At 72.0% G+C, this 15,970-nt stretch carries 13 protein-coding genes; 5 read left to right on the forward strand and 8 right to left on the reverse strand.

From position 1 onward, the window contains the following. Positions 1-110 precede the first annotated feature (110 nt). Positions 111-1,103 carry a porphobilinogen synthase gene (gene hemB, locus ACGFT2_RS27260; protein ID WP_393282918.1) on the forward strand — a complete coding sequence of 331 codons (993 nt, stop codon included), beginning with the start codon at positions 111-113 and terminating at the stop codon, positions 1,101-1,103. 62 nt (positions 1,104-1,165) lie between these two features. On the opposite strand, the gene ACGFT2_RS27265 is transcribed toward hemB, so the two are convergent. Continuing rightward, positions 1,166-1,966: a DUF4232 domain-containing protein gene (locus ACGFT2_RS27265; RefSeq protein ID WP_393282920.1), complete on the reverse strand. Its 801-nt coding sequence runs from the start codon at positions 1,964-1,966 to the stop codon at positions 1,166-1,168. Positions 1,967-2,158: 192 nt separating this feature from the next. Here ACGFT2_RS27265 and ACGFT2_RS27270 point away from each other — a divergent pair, with 192 nt between their 5' ends. Next, positions 2,159-3,820 (forward strand): helix-turn-helix domain-containing protein, encoded by a 1,662-nt coding sequence (locus ACGFT2_RS27270; RefSeq protein WP_393282922.1) that lies wholly within the window; start codon positions 2,159-2,161, stop codon positions 3,818-3,820. A gap of 195 nt (positions 3,821-4,015) precedes the next feature. Here ACGFT2_RS27270 and ACGFT2_RS27275 read toward each other — a convergent pair whose 3' ends face one another. Together ACGFT2_RS27275 and ACGFT2_RS27280 are read right to left on the reverse strand one after the other, a co-directional pair. Further along, positions 4,016-4,834, reverse strand: coding sequence for a DUF4253 domain-containing protein (locus tag ACGFT2_RS27275; protein ID WP_393282924.1), 819 nt, complete (start codon positions 4,832-4,834; stop codon positions 4,016-4,018). Between the two features lie 276 nt (positions 4,835-5,110). Beyond that, positions 5,111-5,497: a VOC family protein gene (locus ACGFT2_RS27280; RefSeq protein ID WP_393282926.1), complete on the reverse strand. Its 387-nt coding sequence runs from the start codon at positions 5,495-5,497 to the stop codon at positions 5,111-5,113. 72 nt (positions 5,498-5,569) lie between these two features. Between ACGFT2_RS27280 and ACGFT2_RS27285 the strand changes: the two genes are divergently transcribed. Then, on the forward strand, positions 5,570-6,541 hold the full coding sequence (locus ACGFT2_RS27285; protein ID WP_393282929.1) for a helix-turn-helix transcriptional regulator: 972 nt from the start codon (positions 5,570-5,572) through the stop codon (positions 6,539-6,541). Positions 6,542-6,622: 81 nt separating this feature from the next. On the opposite strand, the gene ACGFT2_RS27290 is transcribed toward ACGFT2_RS27285, so the two are convergent. Both ACGFT2_RS27290 and argS read right to left on the reverse strand, forming a co-directional pair. Continuing rightward, a complete protein-coding gene (locus ACGFT2_RS27290; protein WP_393282931.1) occupies positions 6,623-7,333 on the reverse strand; it encodes a chaplin in 711 nt (236 codons plus the stop codon). A 190-nt stretch (positions 7,334-7,523) separates the two neighbouring features. Further along, complete coding sequence (gene argS / locus ACGFT2_RS27295; RefSeq protein WP_393282933.1) at positions 7,524-9,296, reverse strand: arginine--tRNA ligase; 1,773 nt, start codon at positions 9,294-9,296, stop codon at positions 7,524-7,526. A gap of 127 nt (positions 9,297-9,423) precedes the next feature. Between argS and lysS the strand changes: the two genes are divergently transcribed. Beyond that, a complete protein-coding gene (gene lysS / locus ACGFT2_RS27300) occupies positions 9,424-11,163 on the forward strand; it encodes a lysine--tRNA ligase (RefSeq protein WP_393282935.1) in 1,740 nt (579 codons plus the stop codon). 87 nt (positions 11,164-11,250) lie between these two features. Here the strand turns inward: lysS and ACGFT2_RS27305 are convergent, their stop codons facing one another. From ACGFT2_RS27305 to ACGFT2_RS27315, 3 genes are all read right to left on the reverse strand, one after another. Then, a complete protein-coding gene (locus ACGFT2_RS27305; RefSeq protein WP_393282937.1) occupies positions 11,251-12,534 on the reverse strand; it encodes a DUF2637 domain-containing protein in 1,284 nt (427 codons plus the stop codon). Positions 12,535-12,655: 121 nt separating this feature from the next. Further along, the gene (locus ACGFT2_RS27310) at positions 12,656-13,558 is read right to left on the reverse strand and encodes a DUF3558 family protein (RefSeq protein WP_393282939.1); all 903 of its coding nucleotides are present in this window, start codon (positions 13,556-13,558) and stop codon (positions 12,656-12,658) included. A gap of 128 nt (positions 13,559-13,686) precedes the next feature. Continuing rightward, entirely contained in the window at positions 13,687-14,544 is an 858-nt protein-coding gene (locus ACGFT2_RS27315) for a DUF3558 domain-containing protein (protein ID WP_393282941.1), read from the reverse strand. Between the two features lie 230 nt (positions 14,545-14,774). Between ACGFT2_RS27315 and ACGFT2_RS27320 the strand changes: the two genes are divergently transcribed. Next, on the forward strand, positions 14,775-15,968 hold the full coding sequence (locus ACGFT2_RS27320; protein WP_393282942.1) for an RtcB family protein: 1,194 nt from the start codon (positions 14,775-14,777) through the stop codon (positions 15,966-15,968). Positions 15,969-15,970: the final 2 nt, after the last annotated feature.

Consider the following 15,970-nt stretch of genomic DNA (forward strand, 5'->3'; position numbering starts at 1 on the left):
GCGGGTCATCTGCCAGGCCGCCTGGCTGTCGCATCCTCCGCGAGTGCCGGGGCGGGTGTTCGACAGGGCGTCGGCAAAGGTGGGGGGTGGGCGGGCGTAGCGTAGGAGGCATGACGAAGTACGGATCTTTTCCCGGTACGCGTCCCCGCCGGCTGCGGACCTCGCCCGTCATGCGGCGGATGGTCGCCGAGACGCGGCTGCACCCCGCCGACTTCATCCTCCCGGCCTTCGTCCGGGAGGGCGTCGGTGAGCCGGTGCCCATCGCGGCGATGCCGGGGGTCGTGCAGCACACCCGGGACAGCCTGAAGAAGGCCGCGCTGGAGGCCGTCGAGGCCGGGATCTCCGGGATCATGCTCTTCGGCGTGCCGGAGGAGTCCAAGAAGGACGCCCTGGGCACCGCCGGCACCGATCCGGACGGGATCCTGCAGGTCGCGCTGAGCGATGTGCGGGCCGAGGTCGGCGACGACCTGCTCGTCATGTCCGACCTGTGCCTGGACGAGTTCACCGACCACGGGCACTGCGGCGTGCTGGACGCCGAGGGGCGGGTCGACAACGACGCCACCCTGGAGCGGTACGCCGAGATGGCTCAGGTGCAGGCCGACGCCGGCGCCCATGTCGTGGGCCCCAGCGGGATGATGGACGGGCAGATCGGCGTCGTCCGCGACGCGCTCGACCAGATCGGCCGCGAGGACGTGGCGATCCTCGCCTACACCGCCAAGTACTCCTCCGCCTTCTACGGCCCCTTCCGCGAGGCCGTCGGCTCCTCGCTGCAGGGCGACCGCAAGACCTACCAGCAGGACCCCGCCAACTGGCGCGAGTCCCTGCGGGAGGTGGAACAGGACCTCGCCGAGGGCGCCGACATGGTGATGGTCAAGCCGGCCGGACCGTACCTGGACATCCTGGCCCGGGTCGCGGACAGCGTGGACGTCCCGGTCGCCGCCTACCAGATCTCCGGCGAGTACGCGATGATCGAGGCCGCCGCCGAGAAGGGCTGGATCGACCGGGACCGGGCCGTCTTCGAGACCCTGACCGGCATCAAGCGGGCCGGGGCGCGCAACATCCTCACCTACTGGGCGACCGAGGTGGCCCAGAAGCTGCGCTGAGCGCCGCTCGGCCGTGACGAGCGGCGGGCGCCGTTCAGCCGTGACGAGCGGCGCCCCGGGGCTCACCAGTTGAGCGCGTCGGCCGCGTTCTGCTGCCAGTACGTCACCTCGAGCGAGCTGTCGTAGTAGACCCCCTTGGCCGGCAGGGCCGGGATCGCGGTGGGGCCGCCGCCGCTGTTCGGCGTGCGGCCCTGGAAACCGACCGTAAGTTTGTGGCCGGTCATGCCGCCGCTGCCGCTGCCGTCGGCGGCCGACAGCAGCACACCCGCGTAGCCGGACTCGCCGGGAGCCAGGCTCGTCACGGCCTGCGGACGGGTCTCCTCGGCCGCCTGCGGCACCCACTGCATCTCGTCGAAGCGCAGGATCGGGTAGTACGTCAGCCGGCAGGTCCTGCTGCCGGTGTTGGTGACCGTGAGCAGCATGTGGTTGAGGGGCCGGGCCACCTGCTTCGTGCTGACCGCCGTGTTGGAGCCGTTGCACAGGACGAACGACCCGCCCTGGTCGGAGGAGGAGCCGGACGCCTTCGCGGTGCCGCCCGACCCGGAGCCCTTGCTCGATGCCGAGTCGCCTCCCGAGCCGCCGCTCACCGACGCGTTCTTCGCGCCGCTCGTGCCCGCGGTGCCGCTCGTGCCCGTGGTGCCGGTTGTGTTCGCGGTGCCGCTCGTGTTCGTCGAGCCGGTGGAGCCGGCCCCGCGGTCGGCCGCGGGCTTCGCGGTCGAACCGGAGGACGGGCCGGCCGACGAGGCGGACACGGGCGACGCCCCTTCGTCCTTCGTCCCCGTTCCGTTGTCGCATGCCGTCAGCGCGAGGGCGGCGAGGGCCACGCCGGTCGCGGCGAGCAGGGAGGTACGGCCTGTGCGCATGTCAGATCCTCTTCGTGTACGAGTCGATGGGACCGCCGGGCCGCTCGACCGGTCGTCGGGAGCGGCGTGCTCGGCTGTCCACAGCCTGTGGGACGATCCGTCCCGTCCGCCACGACCGGCGGGCGATCAGGGACGCTGGAACGCCGAAACCGGCTGTGGGCTGGGAAGACGTGCCGTCCCTGGAACGGGGGGATGAAACGGGAGGTGGGGGAAAGGGTGTCGGAAGGCGCTACGGGTGACCGCTTCGCGGCGCTGCTGCGGGAGTTGAAGGACCGTTCGGGGCTCAGCTACGGCGCGCTCGCCAAACGGCTCCACACGAGTACGTCGACGCTGCACCGCTACGTCAACGGGGACGCCGTCCCGGCGGACTACGCGCCGGTGGAGCGGCTGGCCCGCATCTGCAGGGCCAGCCCTGAGGAATTGGTCGAGCTGCACCGCCGGTGGGTGCTGGCGGACGCGCTGCGCGGACGCAGGACGGACGTCCGGACCCCGCCGGTCGGGAAACCGGCCGATCGTGGGCCGGTCGGGAAACCTGCCGATCGTGGGCCGGTGGGGGAAGCGGCTGATCGCGGGCCGGTGGAGGAAGCGGCCGATCGCGGGTCAGTAGAGGAGGCGACCGATCGCCGGTCGGTCGCCGACGCGGCTCTTCGTCCGCCGGTCACGGAAGCGGCGGATCGGCCTCCGGCCCCGGGACCGGACGACGGTCCTGGCTCGGAGACGTCGGACGACGGCCCGAGCGCGGGGACGTCGGACGGGCGTGGCTCGGTGGCCAGCGCGGTTGCCGGGGCCGCCGAGCCGGCATCGGCGGGCCTCTCCCCGGGGCCGGCCCCGGTCCCGGCCCCGGCCCCCGCCCCGGAAGCGGGAGCCGGAGCCGGGCGCAAGGGCTTCGCCGGGGCGGGTGGGACGGGTGGCCGTCGCCGCGGTCGGACCGTGCTCGTCGCCGGCGTCGCCGTCGCCGCCGTACTCGGTGCCGTCGCACTGGCGGTGGGCCTCCCCTCCGGCGACCCGGCCGACGGCGGGGGCAAGCCCGTCGGGGCGGCCGGCGCGGACGGGGTGCCGGACCGGTCGACGGGCCGCCAGCACGCGTCGGTGCCGCCGAAACACACCGGTTCGCCCTCGGCGTCCCCGTCGGCTTCCGCCTCCGCCTCCGGGCCGGCCTCCGCCTCCGGGGCGGCGAAGGGCGAGCCGGAGCCGGAGGGAGGCGGCGGGCGCGGCGCCTCGCCGGGCAACGCTCCCGGCCCCGCTCCGCTGAGCGTGTCCACCGACGCGTACACCTGGGACAGTCCGTGCACAGCGCGCTACCTGATCGACCGGTCCCCGGCACGGGTCGCCCCGCCGCCGAACGAGTCCGACGCGACCGCCTGGGCCGCCGCGCACGGCGCCGTCTCCTCCGGAAGTCAGTACGTCACGCTCACCGTGCAGGGGACCGGGGACGAGACCGTGGTGGTCAAGCGCCTGAGGGTCGTCGCTGCCACCAAGCGGGCCCCGCTCGCCTGGAACGACTACGCCATGGGCTACCCCGGCGTCGGCTGTGGCGGTGGCGTGCCCAGCCGCTCCTTCACCGTCGCCCTCGACGCGGCCCGCCCGGCCGTCGTACCCGAGGCGGGCCACCGCGACTTCCCGTTCAAGGTGAGCGAGTCCGACCCGGAGGAGTTCCGCGTCGAGGCCGCCGCCTCCGCGTACGACGTGAGCTGGTACCTGGAGCTGTCCTGGTCCAGCGGCTCACGCCAGGGCGTGCTGCGGGTGGACGACCACGGCAGGCCGTTCCGCACGAGCGGCGCCGCCGGCCGCCCGGCGTACGAGTTTCCGCTCGGCGGCTCGGGATGGGTCAAGGAGGGCACGACCGAGCCCTGACCGCCCGCCCGAGCCGCCGTGTCTGGGCCCCGGGCCCGCCCGGAGCCGCCGAGCCTGGGCCCCGGCCTGCCCGGAGCCGCCGTGTTTGGACCCCGGCCCGCCCGAGCCGCCGTACGTGGACTCCGGCCCGCCCGGAGCCACCGTGGTCCCGGGCGGGGTCGTCGGGCGGGAACCGGCGTCCGGGCGGGGTCGGGATCAGTCCCACCAGAAGGACCAAGTGGACTGCCCCACAAGGTCCTTCGCGTACGCGCGCAGCGTGTCGTGGTCGCCTTGCAGGATGTTGTCCGGGCAGAACGCGAAGTGCTCCGCCGCCACGGCCTCGGCTTCCGCCCTCGTGGCCGGCGGGGCCGCCACGGACACGACGAGGGTGTCCAGGCCGAGGGCCACGACCCGGATCCCGAACCGGTCCTCCCAGGAGCGCAGTACCGCGCAGAGCCGGGCGACGTCGCCCTCGTAGTTCACCGGGCCGCTCCAGCCGATCGCGGCCGGTATGTCGGCGGAGCGGCGGGCCGGTACCAGGGCGAGGTGGGGCTGCTCGACGTAGGAGTCGGGGTCGCCCTGCAGTCCGTCGGCCACCTGCGCGGCACGGGTGTCCGGGTCGGCCAGGAGGACGCCGCCCGGGGCCAGGCCGGGCCACTCGGATCCGAACGGCTCGATCTCCTCGGCGATGTCGCCGTCCGCCGTCTCCTCCTCCCAGTACTCCGCGAGGACGTCGTCGGCGTCGTGGTCTCCCGGGTACGAGGTCTCCTCGGGCAGCAGCCCCCAGTCCTGCGGGCCGCCCTGGGAGTCGTCCAGGTCCACCAGCACCGGAAGCAGACCGACACGGGCCGCCGGCGCGCCCAGGGCCTTCCACGTGCCCGGCGCGGCCGGCTTCTCCGCATGCCACAGCAGGGGCTCGTGCCACCGGCCCTCGTGCGTGGTGTCGATCAGTCTGCCGGGCGGGAGCCGCAGTCCGAGGGTGCGCCCGCTCGGGTCGGTGGTCAGCTCGGGCAGCGGGTTGGGAAGAGTCGCCATGGACGTGACTGTAGGGGCAGCCACTGACAGTGCGTCGGCCGCGGGACCCGCCGAGGCCGGCCGGCGTACAGGGCGCCCACCGGCCGGACTTCAGGGCGCACCACCCGTGCTGCCCCCCTGCCGGACTTCAGAGCGCACGCTCCTCCACGCCGGCCCGACTCACGCACCTCCGTGCCGGCCGGACTCACGCTTCTCCGCGCCGGCCGGACTCACGCTCCTCCGTGCCGGCCGGACTTCACAGCGCCCCCGGCGAATCCGCGGGGGCGGGCTCGCGGTTCAGACGAGCGTGGTGATGCAGAACGGGTGGCCCGCGGGATCGAGCAGGACGCGCCAGCGGTCGGGGGACGGCTGGAAGTCCGGCTTCTTGGCGCCGAGGTCCAGCAGCCGGGCCTCCGCGGCCTCCAGGTCGTCGACGCCCAGTTCGATGTGTGCCTGCTTCTCCTGGGCCGGGTCCGGCCAGGTGGGCGGGCGGTAGTCGGCCAGGCGGTTGAAGGCGAGGCCGGCCGCGCCCTCCCGGCCGACCATGACGAAGTCGTCGGAGGAGAAGAGGACCGGGAAGTCGAGCAGCTCACCGTAGAAACGGGCGAGTTCGGCCGGGTCGGCGCAGTCGAAGGTGATGGCGGCGTAGCGGAACGCGGGTGCGGAGGTGGTCTCTGTGCTCATGGTCAGGACGCTAGGACATGACCAGGACAGTTCCGGTCCTGGTCATGGGAGCCGTGTGGAAGACTTCGCGGCGTGATCAGTGCGTCCGCCCGCCTGCTGCGACTGCTCGCGCTGCTGGCCGCCCGGCCCTCCTGGACCTGCGCCGAACTCGCCGACCGCATGGACGTCACGGACCGCACGGTGCGCCGGGACATCGCACGGCTGAGGGAACTCGGCTACTGCGTCGACTCCGACGCGGGCCCCTGGGGCGGTTACCGGCTGCGGGCCGGCTCCCGGGTGCCTCCGCTGATCCTCGACGACGAGGAAGCCCTCGCGGTCGCCCTCGGGCTGCGGGAGGCTGCGCGCAGTGGCGCGCTCGGCGGCGACCAGGCGGCCCTCTCCGCCCTGCTGAAGCTGCGCCAGGTGCTGCCCCGGCGGATCGCGGAGCGGCTGGGGGAGTGGGACGACGCCTTCGTGCGGCTGCCGGGGTCCGGGGAGCCGCAGCTCAGGCCCGGCATGCTGCTGGAGCTGGCCGTCGCCTGCCGCCGGGGCGAACGCGCCCGGCTGGCGTACTGCGACGGAGAGGGGACGGCCACGGTCCGGGACGTCGATCCGTACCGTCTCGTCCACACGGGACGGCGCTGGTACTTCGTCGCGCGGGACGTGGCCCGGGGCCAGTGGCGGACGTTCCGGGCCGACCGGGTCGACCGGCTTCAGCCGACCGGTCACCCGGTGGAGATCACCGATCCGCCCGACCCGGCGCTGCTGGTCTCCCGCAACATCGCGAACGGTCCCTATCCGCTGACCGCGACCGTCCGCATCCCGCTGCCCATGGACCGGGCGCTGCGGCTCGTCCCCGCGACCGTCGGCACGCACCGCGCCGACGGGGCGGACGCCACCCTCGTCGACATCGGCGGTCCCGACGCGGACGGCCTCGCCCGCTATCTTCTCGGCCTGGCGATCCCGTTGCGCGTCCTCGCCCCGGATTCCGTACGGCAGGCCCTGCTGAGCCTTGTCGACGACGTCCGGCGCCACAACGCGGACGCCGATCAGCCCCCGCGGTGAGGCGGCGCCAGCGCCGAGGAAGGTCGCCCCGCCGTGCGGGCGCCGGGGAACGGCCGGTGCAGCCGCTCCCCGGCCCTCGGGTTACCCCTGTCCGTGGGACACCCTGGAGCGGAAGCGCCGGTAGAGCACCGTCCCGCCGAGCAGCGAGGCCACGCTCGCGGCGACGGCCGTCATGGTGCCGTCGGTGCCGGTGCTGGCGAGGGTGCCCACCGGCCGCGGACGCTCGACCCTGGGCGCCGGCTTCGGCTCCGGACGCTCTTTGGGCGGGGTGTGCGGCTGGGCCGGCGGCACGACGCGGGGCGGCGGAGTGACCGGCGGCGGCGTCGGCTTCACGGGCTCCGCGGGACGGTCCGTCGAGGTGTTCGTGGACGTGTTCCCGAAGACGGGGTTGCCGACGCCCACGACGTCGACGGTGTTGCCGCTGATGTTCACCGGCAGGTCGACCGGCAACTGGATCCCGTTCCCGGAGACCACGCCCGGGCTGTCCTTCGTGACGGCTTCGGCGGTGGCCCCGCTCGAATCGGTGGCCTGGTCGCTCTTGGCCGCGCCGGCGCCCTCGTTGGCGCACTTGTTGCCCATGGCAGGGTTCAGCAACCCTGCCACGTTCACGGTGTTGCCGCACACGCTCACCGGGACGTGCACCGGTAGCTGCAGCGCGTTGCCGGAGATCAGACCGGGCGAGCCGGCCGCGGCGGCGCCCGCGGTGGAGTCGGCGTACGCCGCACCTCCCACGGCCATCGCACCCGACGCGGCGGCGATGGCGATCACACTGTTCCGGGTAACCCGTTTCATGGCTCCCTGCCTCCCAGACATGGATGCGGGCACTCGCCCGCATCCGGTCAAACGCAGGGGAAACCGTCTGAGTTATGGCTTATCCACCTTTGGCCCGGTGCTGGGGGAATCTTCACTTAAATCGCCACTCCCCGGCACCGGACAGACCTTCGGCCTGCGAAGGCGCGCTCCACAGGCCGAAGGGGGATGCTCAGAGCTTCTCGGGCGTCCTGATGCCCAGGAGATCCATGCCCTGGTGCAGGGTGCGGGCGGTGAGGTCGACCAGGAACAGGCGGTTCTCCACGACCTCGGCCGGGTTGTCGGCGGACAGCACCTGGCACTGGTCGTAGAACGTCGTCAGGTGCGACGCCAGCTGGTACAGGTACGCGGCCAGCTTGTGCGGCTCGTAGGTCGCCGCCACCTCCAGGACCGTCTCGGCGAACCGGTCCAGGTGCAGGCCCAGGGCACGCTCGGCGGGGGCCAGGTCCAGCTCCGGGTGGGCGGTGGGGCGGGCCTCGCCGGCCTTGCGCAGGATGGACTGGATCCGGGCGTACGCGTACTGGAGGTAGACGGAGGTGTCGCCGTTCAGGGACACCATCTGGTCCAGGTCGAACTTGTAGTCCCGCACGGCGGACGTGGACAGGTCGGCGTACTTCACCGCGCCTACGCCGACGTGGATGCCGTTCTCGACGATCTCCCGCTCCGCCAGGCCCACCTTCCCGGCCTTCTCCCGGACGACCGCCGTGGCCCGCTCGACGGCCTCGTCCAGGAGGTCCTGGAGCTTGACCGTCTCGCCGGCACGCGTCTTGAACGGCTTGCCGTCCTTGCCGAGGACCGTGCCGAACGCCAGCTGGTGTGCCGTGACGTCCTCGCCCAGCCAGCCCGCCCTGCGCGCCGTCTCGAAGACCATCCGGAAGTGCAGGGCCTGGCGGGCGTCCACCACGTAGAGGAGGGTGTTCGCCTTCAGGTTGAAGACACGGTCGCGGATCGCCGAGAGGTCCGTCGCCGCGTAGCCGTAACCGCCGTCGGACTTCTGCACGATCAGCGGGACCGGGTTGCCGTCCGGGCCCTTGATGTCGTCGAAGAAGACGCACAGGGCGCCCTCGGAGCGGACCGCGACGCCCGACTCCTCCAGCAGGCGGCAGGTCTCGGCCAGCATGTCGTTGTAGCCGGACTCGCCGACGATGTCGGCGTCCCGGATCTCCATGTCCAGCTTCTCGAAGACGGAGAAGAAGTAGATCTTCGACTCGTCGACGAACTTCTGCCACATGGCGAGCGTCTGCGGGTCGCCGGCCTGGAGGTCGACCACCCGGCGCCGGGCGCGCGTCTTGAACTCCTCGTCGGAGTCGAACTTCTTGCGCGCGGCCTTGTAGAGGCGGTCGAGATTCGACATCGCCTCCTCGCCGGTGACCTGGCCCTCCTTGTGGTCCAGTTCGTGCGGGTGCTCGTCCAGGAACTGGATGAGCATGCCGAACTGGGTGCCCCAGTCGCCGATGTGGTGGCGGCGGACCACGTTCTCGCCGGTGAACTCGAGGAGCTGGACCACCGCGTCGCCGATCACCGCGGAGCGCAGATGGCCGACGTGCATCTCCTTCGCCACGTTCGGCTGCGCGTAGTCGATCACCGTGGTGCCGGGGTGCTCGGCGTGCGGCACGCCGAGGCGGCCGGTGTCGTCCGCGTACCGCTCGGCGAGGTTCCGGGTGATCGCCCGGTCCGCGATCGTGATGTTGAGGAAGCCGGGTCCGGAGACCTCGACGTCCTGGATCAGGTCACCGGTCACCACCTGGGCGACGACCTGGGTCGCCAGCTCCCTGGGGTTCGCCTTCGCCTTCTTGGCCAGGGCCAGGATTCCGTTGGCCTGGAAGTCGGCCCGGTCGCTTCGTCGCAGCAGCGGGTCCGCGCCGGCGGCCTCCGGCAGGGTGGCCGAGAGGGCGGACGCGAGGTGCTGCTGGACGTTGTCGCTGAGGGACGTGACCGAGGCCATAGGAATGGGTGCCGTTCTCCTCGTGGGGATGGATAGTCCCGGCCAGTATCCCATGGGGGGTAAAGCCGTTTTCCCGGTCGCAAGTGGGTCTGTGACAATGGAGTGTCACCCGTTCAGAAAGAAGGACGTGCCGATCGTGGCTCAGAGCACCGAGACCACCGACTGGGTCTCCCGTTTCGCGGATGAGGTCATCGAGGAGTCGGAGCGCCGGGCCCCGGGCAAACCGGTCGTCGTCGCGTCCGGCCTCTCCCCCTCCGGGCCCATCCACCTGGGCAACCTCCGTGAGGTCATGACCCCGCACCTCGTCGCCGACGAGATCCGCCGCCGCGGGCACCGGGTCCGGCACCTGATCTCGTGGGACGACTACGACCGCTACCGCAAGGTCCCGGCGGGAATCGCCGGCGTCGACGACTCCTGGGCCGAGCACATCGGCAAGCCGCTGACCGCGGTCCCGGCGCCGGAGGGCTCGCCGTACCCGAACTGGGCAAAGCACTTCAAGGCCGCGATGACCGAGGCGCTGGCCCAGATGGGCGTCGAGTTCGACGGGATCAGCCAGACGGCGCAGTACACCTCCGGTGCCTACCGCGAGCAGATCCTGCACGCGATGAAGCACCGCGGCGACATCGACGCCGTCCTCGACCAGTACCGGACGAAGAAGGCCCCCGCCAAGAAGCAGCAGCAGAAGCCGGTCGACGAGGCCGAGCTGGAGGCCGCCGAGGGCTCGGGCGCCGCGGCCGAGGACGACGGCAGCTCCGGCTCCGCGGGCTACTTCCCGTACAAGCCGTACTGCGGCGGTTGCGGCAAGGACCTGACGACGGTCACGTCGTACGACGACGACACCACCGAGCTGGCGTACACCTGCGCCTGCGGCTTCACCGAGACCGTCCGGCTCAGCGAGTTCAACCGCGGCAAGCTGGTGTGGAAGGTCGACTGGCCGATGCGGTGGGCGTACGAGGGCGTGATCTTCGAGCCGAGCGGTGTCGACCACTCCTCGCCCGGGTCCTCCTTCCAGGTGGGCGGCCAGATCGTCGGCATCTTCGGCGGCGAGCAGCCGATCGGCCCGATGTACGCCTTCGTCGGCATCTCCGGGATGGCGAAGATGTCGTCCTCGCGCGGTGGCGTGCCGACCCCGGCCGACGCGCTGAAGATCATGGAGCCGCAGCTGCTGCGCTGGCTGTACGCCCGCCGCAGGCCCAACCAGTCCTTCAAGATCGCCTTCGACCAGGAGATCCAGCGGCTCTACGACGAGTGGGACAAGCTGGCGGCCAAGGTCGCGGAGGGTTCCGCGCTGCCCGGCGACGTCGCCGCGTACACCCGTGCCGTCGGCACCGCTGCCGGTGAGCTGCCGCCGACGCCGCGTCCCCTGCCGTACCGCACGCTCGCGTCCGTCGCCGACATCACCGCCGGCCACACGGACCAGGCCCTGCGGATCCTCTCCGAGCTGGACCCGGAGCAGCCGCTGGGCTCGCTCGACGAGGTCCGGCCGCGGTTCGACAGGGCCGAGGCGTGGATCAACACGCAGGTGCCCGCCGACCAGCGGACCATCGTGCGCGACGAGCCCGACGCAGAGCTGCTGAAGTCCCTCGACGAGGCGTCCGCGCAGTCGCTGCGGCTGCTGCTCGACGGGCTCGCCGAGCACTGGTCGCTGGACGGCCTGACCCACCTGGTCTACGGCGTGCCGAAGGTGCAGGCCGGGTTCCCGGCCGACGCGACGCCCAAGGAGCTGCCGCCGGAGATCAAGACGGCCCAGCGATCGTTCTTCGCGCTGCTCTACCACCTGCTGGTGGGCCGGGACACCGGGCCCCGGCTGCCCACGCTGCTGCTGGCCGTCGGCCAGGAGCGGGTGCGCGAGCTGCTCGGCGAGTAAGCGGTACGGGAAAGGGGCCCTCCCGCCGGAGGGCCCCTTCCTCATGTGCCGGTGCGCGTGTCCCTGCGCGGGCACTCGTCCGCGTCGTCAGGCGATGTGGTCTTCCTGCAGTTCCGCCGTGTGGCGGTTGGTGAACCGGTTGACCATCCGTTCGGCCTCCCCCTTGGGCAGTGCCACGCCGAAGGTCGCCGCCACGTCGTCCTTGAGCTGGGCCGCGGTGGGGTAGCTGCCGTCTATGGACTTGCGGAAGACCAGGTAGAAGTCCTCCTCGGTCGGCTCCGGCTCCGGGAGCCCGCCGCCCCCGCCGAGCTCCCGGGTGCGGTTCGGGCCCACCGGGATGGGGAAGCTGCCGGTCTCCTCGGGGGAGGGCTGCTGGAACTGCTCCGGGGGCTGCTCCTCGTACCAGTCCTCGTACTGCTCCTCGGGCTCGTACTGCGGCTCCGGGGGCGGCTCGTAGGCGGGGTCGTAGCCGCCCTGGTACTCGATCTCGCGCGGGGCCTGGAACCAGGGGCTCTGCTCGTCCTCGGGCGGTTCGGGGTGCTGCCCGCCGGGAGGTGCCGCCTGCCGCGGGACGGCCGCCGCCCCGTCGGCACGACCGCTCGCGGCCGCCCCGTCGGCACCGCCCGCGACCGGGCCGGCGCCGGACGTGAGCCGCGCGGTGGCCGCGGCCGGCTGGGGCAGTTCGGGCGCGGGCGGCAGGAGTACCGGCTCTATGCCCGCCGCCGCGAGCCCCGCCGGGGCCGTCCGGGCCAGCGGGACGCCGTAGCGGGCCAGGCGCAGCGGCATCAGCGACTCCACCGGGGCCTTCCGGCGCCACGCCCGGCCGAAGCGGGAGTGCAGCCGGGCCTGGTAGACGAGACGTTCCTGCTCCAGCTTGATGACCTGGTCGTAGGAGCGCAGCTCCCACAGCTTCATACGGCGCCACAGGAGGAACGTCGGGACCGGGGAGAGCAGCCACCGGGTGAGGCGGACGCCCTCCATGTGCTTGTCGGCCGTGATGTCCGCGATCCGGCCGACGGCGTGGCGGGCCGCCTCGACGGCGACCACGAACAGGATCGGGATCACCGCGTGCATGCCGACGCCCAGCGGGTCCGGCCAGGCGGCGGCCCCGTTGAAGGCGATCGTCGCCGCCGTCAGCAGCCACGCCGTCTGGCGCAGAAGGGGGAAGGGGATACGGATCCAGGTCAGCAGCAGATCCAGGGCCAGCAGGACACAGATGCCCGCGTCGATGCCCACCGGGAACACGTAGGAGAAGTTCCCGAAGCCCTTCTTGATGGCCAGCTCACGGACGGCCGCGTACGAACCGGCGAAGCCGATGCCGGCGATGATCAGCGCGCCGGTCACGACCACACCGATGAGAATGCGGTGCATCCGAGTCAGCTGCAGTGGCGCGGCCACTCGTACTCCCCTCCCATTGCGTGTTGTTGCGCGCAACAGAGTGGCACACGTGTGCGGCGAACGTGGTGCCGGTCAGGCCTTCCGTCCCTCCGGCTCAGTCCTTCCCGGCAGCCGGCTTGGACGCGGAGGCACCGGCGGAGGGGGACTTGCCGGCCGGCTTGGACGGCGACTTCGAGGCGCCCTCGGAGGGGGAGGCGGAAGCCGTCGGGGACGAACTCTGCCCAGAACCTTCACCGTTGGCCGCCGAGACGGACGCGACCGCCTCCTTCAGCGCCTTCTCCGCGGCCTTCGCCAGGTCGTTCGCGCCCGGGGTCTTCCCGCCCGCCAGGCCGGCGCCGTTGTAGTCGAGGGTGACGACGGCGTTCTCGACCCGGGCCACGACCGTCTGCTGCTTGAAGAGGCCTTCCTTCTTCTTCAGGTCGTAGCGCACCGCCGTCGCCTCCGCGCCCGTGCCGGACAGCGGGACCACCTTGGGGCTCTTGGCGCCGTCCACCGACTGGGCGTCCTTGACCTGCCGGGTGAAGTACGAGTGCGCCTGCGCGTCGCCGGAGCCCCGCGTGGCGTCCGAGTCGAAGCGGAGCAGGGAGACGTTCAGCCAGCGGAACTGGGAGCCCTTGACGCCGTTGTTGTCCAGGCTGCTCCACGCGCAGGAGGCACGGGACGACGGATTGTCCGAGCCGCCCTTCTTGCCCGACTTGCCGCTCTCGGGCACCAGATCGGAGAGGGTCTTCTTCGACAGGACGCCGCACGGGTCCGGGAGCTTCTTGTACGCGGCCGCCTGCACGGTCGGGGAGGCGCTCGCGGAGGGCCCGCCCGAGGTGTCCGCGGACTGCTGGACGGAGTCGTCGCCCTTGGCCTTGGAGTCGCCGGAGTCCGAGGAGCATGCGGCGGTGATCAGTACGGCGGGAACGGCCGCCGCGCAGACAAGCGCGCGGCGGAGGCGCTTGGCTCGCTGGTCTCGCTGGGCACGGTCGTCTCGCTGGGCTGCTCGCTGCATGGTTCCTTCACTCGTGACGCTCGGTGTTCGTGCGGGTTCCTGCGGGGCCCCACGGTACGCGGTGAAGGAGCGGTGCGGTTTCCGTTCGACTGCTTTGCGGGCGGGGCCGGCTGGGTCCGCGGACGGCGTCAGCCGCCCAGTGTGTCGGCCAGTTGGGAGGCGAGATTACGCGCTCTGTCCTGCATTTCCTTGCTGTCGGGAGCCGCTCCCATGGCCATCGGCTGCTCCTCGTACTGGATGGTGACGATGACGTTGGACGTGCGGAACACCACAGTCACGGTCCGCGGTTCGGCGGTCGAACCGGAGGTGCTCAGCTCGTCGTCGAGGTACGCCTCGTCGCCGAGGTCGGGGAGGGTGCGCGGCTGCAGCTCGGCCGGGCCGGCGCCGGCCGGGGGCCCGGCGGCGGAGCCGGAGCCGGTGGGAGAGCCCGAGGGGGAGCCGGAGGGGGAGTCCGAGGGGGCGGCCTCGTCGCTCGCGGAGTCCGAGGGCGACGGGGATGCGGTCGAGGTGCCCGGCGCCGTGCCGGTGCCGCTCGGCTCGGGCAGGTCGGCGGCGGTCTCCTGCTCCTGGAAGAGCTTCCCCGCCTGGTCGTCGTCGCTGACCGCGTTGTCGTACGACACCACGCGCTCGAAATCGACCGAGAGGCGGTCGGTCGCGGTGGCCGACTCCACCTTCCAGTGGCAGCCGACCTTGCGATCGGTGTCGTAGGTGAGCGCGGCCTCGCCCCGGTAGGCCTTGTCCCGCTGGGCCGGGTCGGTGATCTGCCTGACGCCGGGCAGGAGCGCGTCGAGCGTGTCGTGGCCGACCGCGGCGCAGGGCTCGGGCAGGGTGCGGTACTTGCCGGGCTGGGCGGTGGCCACGGCCGTGCCGGTGTCCCCCGGGTTGGCGTCGTCCGTCGGGCTGTCACCCCCGGAGCCGCCGGTGCACCCGGCCAGCAGCGCCGCGAGGAGGGCGGCGGTGCCGGTTACGTACGCCTTGCGCTGCACGCTCGGTCTCCTCTCGACGGTGTGCGATCCGGCGGTGGCCTTTTCGCCCGGTGCTCCAGTGTCCCCGCTGGTTAATCGCTTGCCGGGGCGGGGCGCCCCCAGCAGACAATGTGTATCGCACGCACTGCCGTGAACGCCGGTCCCCTGTCTCTTTCATGGACCTTGGCGTCGCATTTGCGTTTTGTCTGTTTTAAGTCATTTGCTGTCTTTCTCGGGGGAATGAGGAACGTATGTCGTACGTGGAGATGCCGGGCGCGAAGGTGCCCATCCGGATGTGGGCGGACCCCGCCACGGTCGAGGACGTGGCCCTGCGCCAGCTGCAGAACGTCGCCACCCTGCCGTGGATCAAGGGCCTGGCCGTGATGCCGGACGTCCACTACGGCAAGGGCGCGACCGTCGGCTCGGTCATCGCGATGCAGGGCGCGGTGTGCCCGGCCGCCGTGGGCGTGGACATCGGCTGCGGGATGTCGGCGGTGCGGACCTCCCTGACGGCGAACGATCTGCCGGGCGACCTGTCGCGGCTGCGCTCGAAGATCGAGCAGGCGATCCCGGTGGGCCGCGGGATGCACGAGGACCCCGTCGAGCCGGGCCGCTTCCACGGGCTCGCGACCAGTGGGTGGGACGACTTCTGGGGGCGGTTCGACGGGATCGCGGAAGCGGTCAGATTCCGTCAGGAGCGCGCCTCGAAGCAGATGGGAACGCTCGGTAGCGGCAACCACTTCGTCGAGGTGTGCACGGATACGGACGGTGCCGTGTGGCTGATGCTCCACTCCGGTTCCCGGAACATCGGCAAGGAACTCGCCGAGCACCACATCGGCGTGGCCCAGAAGCTCCCGCACAACCAGGGGCTGGTCGACCGGGACCTCGCCGTCTTCGTCGCGCAGACCCCGCAGATGGCGGCCTACCGCAACGACCTGTTCTGGGCGCAGGAGTACGCCAGGCACAACCGCACCCTGATGATGGCGCTGCTGAAGGACGTGATCCGCAAGGAGTTCAGGAAGGCCAAGCCGGCCTTCGAGCCGGAGATCTCCTGCCACCACAACTACGTGGCGGAGGAGCGGTACGAGGGCATGGACCTGCTCGTCACCCGCAAGGGCGCGATCCGGGCCGGGTCCGGCGACTACGGGATCATCCCGGGCTCGATGGGCACGGGGTCGTACATCGTCAAGGGCCTCGGCAACGAGAAGTCCTTCAACTCGGCCTCGCACGGCGCCGGCCGGCGCATGAGCCGGAACGCGGCCAAGCGGCGCTTCTCGACGCGGGACCTGGAGGAGCAGACGCGGGGCGTGGAGTGCCGCAAGGACTCCGGTGTCGTGGACGAGATCCCCGGCGCCTACAAGTCGATCGACCAGGTCATCGACCAGCAGCGGGACCTGGTCGAGGTCGTGGCGAAGCTGAAGCAGGTCGTCTGCGTGAAGGGCTGACG

Origin of the sequence: Streptomyces sp. NPDC048514 (assembly GCF_043199955.1) — a bacterium.
Taxonomy (GTDB): domain Bacteria; phylum Actinomycetota; class Actinomycetes; order Streptomycetales; family Streptomycetaceae; genus Streptomyces.

Coding starts and splice junctions, on each gene's coding strand:
- ACGFT2_RS27275 (WP_393282924.1), bottom strand. CDS start 4,834: ATGGCGACTCTTCCCAACCCGCTGCCCGAGCTGACCACCGACCCGAGC.
- ACGFT2_RS27320 (WP_393282942.1), top strand. CDS start 14,775: ATGTCGTACGTGGAGATGCCGGGCGCGAAGGTGCCCATCCGGATGTGG.
- ACGFT2_RS27265 (WP_393282920.1), bottom strand. CDS start 1,966: ATGCGCACAGGCCGTACCTCCCTGCTCGCCGCGACCGGCGTGGCCCTC.
- ACGFT2_RS27305 (WP_393282937.1), bottom strand. CDS start 12,534: ATGCACCGCATTCTCATCGGTGTGGTCGTGACCGGCGCGCTGATCATC.
- ACGFT2_RS27310 (WP_393282939.1), bottom strand. CDS start 13,558: ATGCAGCGAGCAGCCCAGCGAGACGACCGTGCCCAGCGAGACCAGCGA.
- argS (WP_393282933.1), bottom strand. CDS start 9,296: ATGGCCTCGGTCACGTCCCTCAGCGACAACGTCCAGCAGCACCTCGCG.
- ACGFT2_RS27270 (WP_393282922.1), top strand. CDS start 2,159: ATGAAACGGGAGGTGGGGGAAAGGGTGTCGGAAGGCGCTACGGGTGAC.
- ACGFT2_RS27290 (WP_393282931.1), bottom strand. CDS start 7,333: ATGAAACGGGTTACCCGGAACAGTGTGATCGCCATCGCCGCCGCGTCG.
- hemB (WP_393282918.1), top strand. CDS start 111: ATGACGAAGTACGGATCTTTTCCCGGTACGCGTCCCCGCCGGCTGCGG.
- ACGFT2_RS27280 (WP_393282926.1), bottom strand. CDS start 5,497: ATGAGCACAGAGACCACCTCCGCACCCGCGTTCCGCTACGCCGCCATC.